Genomic DNA, 4,425 nt, shown 5'->3' on the forward strand with positions numbered 1-4,425 from the left:
TCAGGTAAAGACGCTGATTTTCAAAGGCGAGTGCTAGCGATCGCAGTTGAACATGGACTTTCAACAAACGACCCTTTATTTTTGGTTATGCTAGCAACCGGGCAACTTCAGGTTTTACTGGAGGATAAGCCGTCGGAGTTAGAACGCCTATTCCAACGTTGGTCTGAGGCAATTCACGACCACTTGGAGGTGGCGAAGCGCACCGCAACCGTTGGTCAAGAAGTGGAAATCCGCAGGATGCTTGACCGACTGATTGCCCATTGCGAATCGAAAGAGCGAAGTCGTTTGAGGGTAATGCTACCAGCTATGGGGTTGCTAGTAGCGGCAATTGGGTTTGGCATCTTGGCAGGATTGTCTGTTCCGGTGTGGTTAGCTGGTGGGTACACGCCAGGAAAACCAAGGTTGCTGACAGTTGCTGAGGCAGAAACTTTACGGTGGGCAAAAAGTCCTCAAGGCAAGCTGGCGCGGAACATCGTTACCTGGAACTCAGAAAGCCTGATTAACCTTCATTGCACCAAAATTCCTGGTCAGCGATCGCTAGTTGCCAAGGAACGGGGTCAAAGGGCGGTATCTGAATATTGTTTGTTGCGAGTGAAGACACCTTAGCGTTTTGTTTTGAGTGGTTTGTTTGGGAGTGCGATCGCGTTATTAGGGAAGTTATGAGGATGGCGATCGCGTTGTTGGGGAAATTGTGGGGAATGCGATGCTCCGAAGGAGCGGTCTTTGACCATCGCGTTTAGTTGGTGCCAAATGCTAGGATATTCAACAAAAAGGTAAACACAAATGAAGGCGATCGAAGTTACTGGCAAAATTGACGATCGGGGAAACCTCGTTTTGGATGAACCGATTCAAGGAACAACTTATCCCCATCAGGTGCGGGTGATTGTGTTGGTTCCAGAAGATGCAGAAGATATTGACCCCGATGATACACCAGTTGAGGAGGTAAAAGCTAGCTTGAAAAGAGCTTTACATCAAGCAAAAACAGGGCAGCGTCTACCATTATCTCAAATGTGGGAGGGAATTGATGCCGAATGAAGAAAAACCATTAGTTGGCATTGATTTAACCCCTGAATTCAAACAAAATTTGCGTGTTCTTTCTAAAAGATTTCGCAATATTCGCTCTGACGTTCAAGTTGTAATCGAACAATTACAAGAAGGAAATATATTAGGAGACAGGATAGGAGATATTGGCGAGGATTTTGTTGTTTATAAATTGAGGGTTCGTAATAGTAATATCCAAAAAGGTAAGAGTGCTGGATATAGATTAATTTATCAAGTTGAATCACCGACGAATATTTTATTATTAACTATTTATTCTAAATCTGATCGAGAAGATATTACTGCAAACGAAATTCGAGATATGGTGACTAGTTTTGAGAGGGAAGAAAGTTGAATAAGTTTAGGAAAAGTCATCGCTCTCACGTCAATTTATACAAGAATTTTATGACAACTAGAGAAAAACCAAATTCAGACAAAAGAGAAGCACTTGAATGAGATTTTTGCTCGACACCAATACATGTATCTACATCATTAAAAATAAGCCACCTCAAGTACTAGCAAAATTCCAAAATCTTGATATTTCTGATGTAGGAATTTCATCAATTACTGTTGCTGAACTTGAATACGGCGTTTACAAAAGCACAAAAGCCAACGTCAAGAGCAAAATCGTGTAGCACTTTCAATTTTTAATTCCTCAGAAATCCTACCCTTTGATGAACAAGCCACCCAAACCTATGGAAGAATTCGAGCGGAATTATTGTTATTGGTTCAATGGATATGCTCATAGCATCCCAAGCAATTTCTCTTGGGCTAATATTGGTGACAAATAATATCAAGGCACACCAAAATCCTTAGATTATATGGATGATGCGATCCGTCAAGGTGTAGAGGAATCATGGCATGGTGGGTGGCAGTTGATACTAATATAATTGTGCGTCAATTAACTCAAGCTGATGAATTACAATATAACCCACATTCCGCACCCTTAAGTGTCACAATCGGTTATTACGGAAGTTGATTCATGAAAAAGGAGTAAAAAATTATATTTATCTCAAAAAAACAGATTTGGGATAGGAAAATGTATTAGATATATTCTCAATAAGGGGCAATAAATAGAAGCGTGGTTTGGGGGAAATTTTTAATAACTGAATTTTATTTTTACAAGTTCAATACATCATTGAAACTTATGCTTATCGGAAAATAAAGTTAAAAACGCCATGATAAGTTCAGAACATTAATTTTATTAATGAGCTAAACGGTCTAATTAAAATATTAATAATATCGATAAATCAACTCATATATCTATAGTAATTACGGCAAGCTTCTGGGAGGAATAGGAGAATGTAATTCATTTCCGATGTCAAATTATAAAATTCTGTTTTTTGTTGAAAAGTCACAAGGTGAACAGATTGAAAAAATTGAAATATCCACCGCATGGTTGGATTATTTATAGCTTTTCCTAATTGATTTTTTACAGTATAGTTTAAAGATTTTAAAGCTGCTCTCAGTTCTCTTTGCGCTAAAGTGTAAACTAGCAAACACAACCCCATTATCACTGCTAATGCTTCTATTCTTTCTGGGCTTTTTAGAAAAATACTATCTGCTAAAAATAAAGGATTTTTGAGAAAACTAAATCCTCGTTCACATGATTGCTGTGCTTTATATTCAGAAAGCATTTGCTCATTACTCAGTTCTTTATCTGACAAAACATTTGTAGAAATTATAAACCTTCCCGCACTTAATATTTCTTGGTCAATAACATCTTTACTTCCACTAACAGTTGCTAAAATTTGATAGTAGTTTGATTGATTCTCTTCTTTGATATCGGGAACTTTTTCGAGGATTTCAATATTTTTTTACCTGATGATATTTAAATTCTTTACTTATTTTGGTTAATTCTTTTTTAGCGTCAGCAACACAAGCAAATTTTTCTTGTGCTAGTTTTTTTAACTTACTTTGAGTGTTTAACAAAGCTTTTTCTATTTTCTTTGACAATTCCTTTAAGTCAGATTTTTTTCTATCTTGACTTTGTACAACTAACCATCTTTGTTCTATATCTCCATAAGTTATTTTCTTTTGAGCGTATGAATATCCTGTTTTTTCACTTTTCACAAATTCTGATTCTGCTAAACTCTTTACTAAGCTTTTTGCTAATTTTATCGTCAATGGTACTCGCGTCAACCATTTGATACTCGACATTAACTTGATATTTGATTCTGTATATAATGCGCTATCTGCTACTATTAGACTATCAACTTGTATTCTTTTTTGATAATCGACTGCGATTTCTCCGAACTTTTTAGAATCAACTTCATTTCCTGAGACTGATTTGATATATATTGGTATATCTCCATCTCCTGAACATACTAATTCTGTAATAAATTGTTTTAAGTCTGGACGATGGTCACGGGAATAACCGTAGGTTAGTTTTATCGCTTGAGGTGATTTTTCCTCTTCATTTTCTTTTCCTAAATATTCTGATTGTTTTTGATTATTAAATATTACTTCCGGTAAACTATATTCATATTCTCCATCTACATGAAATGATGTTGAATCCAAATGTGATGATGAGAGTGATATCTGATATATTTGTACGGCATTTAAACTGATTGCTCTCAAGGGGTGACAAGCACCCGAAAACCTTTATTCAACAATGGTTTAGAGTTTTGAAGCTGCGAATATAATCAAGGTACAAATAAAAATGATAATCATTCTTTTGGGCAGGAGTAGGAGAAACCGCTGTGCGGTTTCTCCTACTCCTGGTTGATTTGTTTTTCAACAAAAAACTTGAAGTTTAGGGCTTTTACTAATATAAAAAATGATTTAAATAATTAGTGGAAAATGATGACTACAGTCAGATTATTATGATAATCAAGCTGATTTTAGTATTGACATAGCTTTTAACCCCTTTTGGTAATTGAAAATTTTATGACGGTTTATATCGATAAAATCTTGGACAATATCTCCTAAAAAATCCCAGGCAATAATCCATAAATTACCGTAAAGACCTAACCAAAAATTACTGTGTCTTCTTGAACGTCGTTTAACTTCATTCAGTCTAGATACATATTTTTGGATTCCTGATTGTTTAATCAACTTACCTTTTAATGCTGAAATTGTATAAGCTATTGCTATTAGTAAAATTAAGTTTGTAAGGCGGTGAGTATTAGCTTTACTGCCTTCAAGATTATAACCCCGGTTTTACAATCTTTAAACATTGCTCGGAGGCGGAGTGTCTCCGACTCCGCTCAATTCCCATACGATGACGGTAAATTTTTATAACTTCTTCAAGATTATCTAAGTTTGTTAATAAAAACCAAGGTTCTTTCTCTATTTTTTGACTGTATTGTCTCTTCCAGTAGGCAGCTAAATTAAAATGACCAAATCCTTTATTTTTAGTGATCTGGATATTTGATAAAAATATCT

Annotated in this window: 6 protein-coding genes and 2 pseudogenes; 5 read left to right on the plus strand and 3 right to left on the minus strand. The window is 35.7% G+C overall.

From position 1 onward, the window contains the following. Positions 1-606 (plus strand): DUF6753 family protein (locus UYI_RS0115610; protein ID WP_016867579.1); only part of this gene is annotated, 606 nt, incomplete at its 5' end. Here the strand turns inward: UYI_RS0115610 and UYI_RS39705 are convergent. Further along, positions 603-731 (minus strand): hypothetical protein, encoded by a 129-nt coding sequence (locus UYI_RS39705; RefSeq protein ID WP_268742234.1) that lies wholly within the window; start codon positions 729-731, stop codon positions 603-605. The genes UYI_RS0115610 and UYI_RS39705 overlap by 4 nt on opposite strands. A 52-nt stretch (positions 732-783) precedes the next feature. On the opposite strand from UYI_RS39705, the gene UYI_RS0115615 reads away from it, so the two are divergent. The 4 genes from UYI_RS0115615 to UYI_RS39710 all read left to right on the plus strand — a co-directional run bounded on the left by UYI_RS0115615 (position 784) and on the right by UYI_RS39710 (position 2,017). Continuing rightward, the gene (locus tag UYI_RS0115615; protein ID WP_016867580.1) at positions 784-1,035 is read left to right on the plus strand and encodes a type II toxin-antitoxin system RelN family antitoxin; all 252 of its coding nucleotides are present in this window, start codon (positions 784-786) and stop codon (positions 1,033-1,035) included. Next, positions 1,025-1,393: a type II toxin-antitoxin system RelE/ParE family toxin gene (locus tag UYI_RS0115620; RefSeq protein ID WP_016867581.1), complete on the plus strand. Its 369-nt coding sequence runs from the start codon at positions 1,025-1,027 to the stop codon at positions 1,391-1,393. The genes UYI_RS0115615 and UYI_RS0115620 overlap by 11 nt, the downstream gene beginning before the upstream one ends. A 97-nt stretch (positions 1,394-1,490) precedes the next feature. Continuing rightward, positions 1,491-1,673: a PIN domain-containing protein gene (locus UYI_RS38990; RefSeq protein WP_016867582.1), complete on the plus strand. Its 183-nt coding sequence runs from the start codon at positions 1,491-1,493 to the stop codon at positions 1,671-1,673. 221 nt (positions 1,674-1,894) lie between these two features. Beyond that, positions 1,895-2,017 (plus strand): hypothetical protein, encoded by a 123-nt coding sequence (locus tag UYI_RS39710; RefSeq protein ID WP_016867583.1) that lies wholly within the window; start codon positions 1,895-1,897, stop codon positions 2,015-2,017. Positions 2,018-2,288: 271 nt separating this feature from the next. Here the strand turns inward: UYI_RS39710 and UYI_RS40375 are convergent. Together UYI_RS40375 and UYI_RS39000 are read right to left on the minus strand one after the other, a co-directional pair. After that, positions 2,289-3,609: pseudogene (locus UYI_RS40375) on the minus strand (IS1634 family transposase); the annotation flags it as partial. A 577-nt stretch (positions 3,610-4,186) separates the two neighbouring features. Beyond that, positions 4,187-4,425: pseudogene (locus UYI_RS39000) on the minus strand (hypothetical protein); the annotation flags it as partial.

It is taken from the genome of Fischerella muscicola PCC 7414 (assembly GCF_000317205.1).
GTDB classification, from domain to species: domain Bacteria; phylum Cyanobacteriota; class Cyanobacteriia; order Cyanobacteriales; family Nostocaceae; genus Fischerella; species Fischerella muscicola.

What these genes read in the sequence shown, in the direction of transcription:
- UYI_RS39705 (WP_268742234.1), bottom strand. Translation starts at nt 731, where the DNA reads ATGGTCAAAGACCGCTCCTTCGGAGCATCGCATTCCCCACAATTTCCC.
- UYI_RS0115615 (WP_016867580.1), top strand. Translation starts at nt 784, where the DNA reads ATGAAGGCGATCGAAGTTACTGGCAAAATTGACGATCGGGGAAACCTC.
- UYI_RS0115620 (WP_016867581.1), top strand. Translation starts at nt 1,025, where the DNA reads ATGCCGAATGAAGAAAAACCATTAGTTGGCATTGATTTAACCCCTGAA.
- UYI_RS38990 (WP_016867582.1), top strand. Translation starts at nt 1,491, where the DNA reads ATGAGATTTTTGCTCGACACCAATACATGTATCTACATCATTAAAAAT.
- UYI_RS39710 (WP_016867583.1), top strand. Translation starts at nt 1,895, where the DNA reads ATGGCATGGTGGGTGGCAGTTGATACTAATATAATTGTGCGTCAATTA.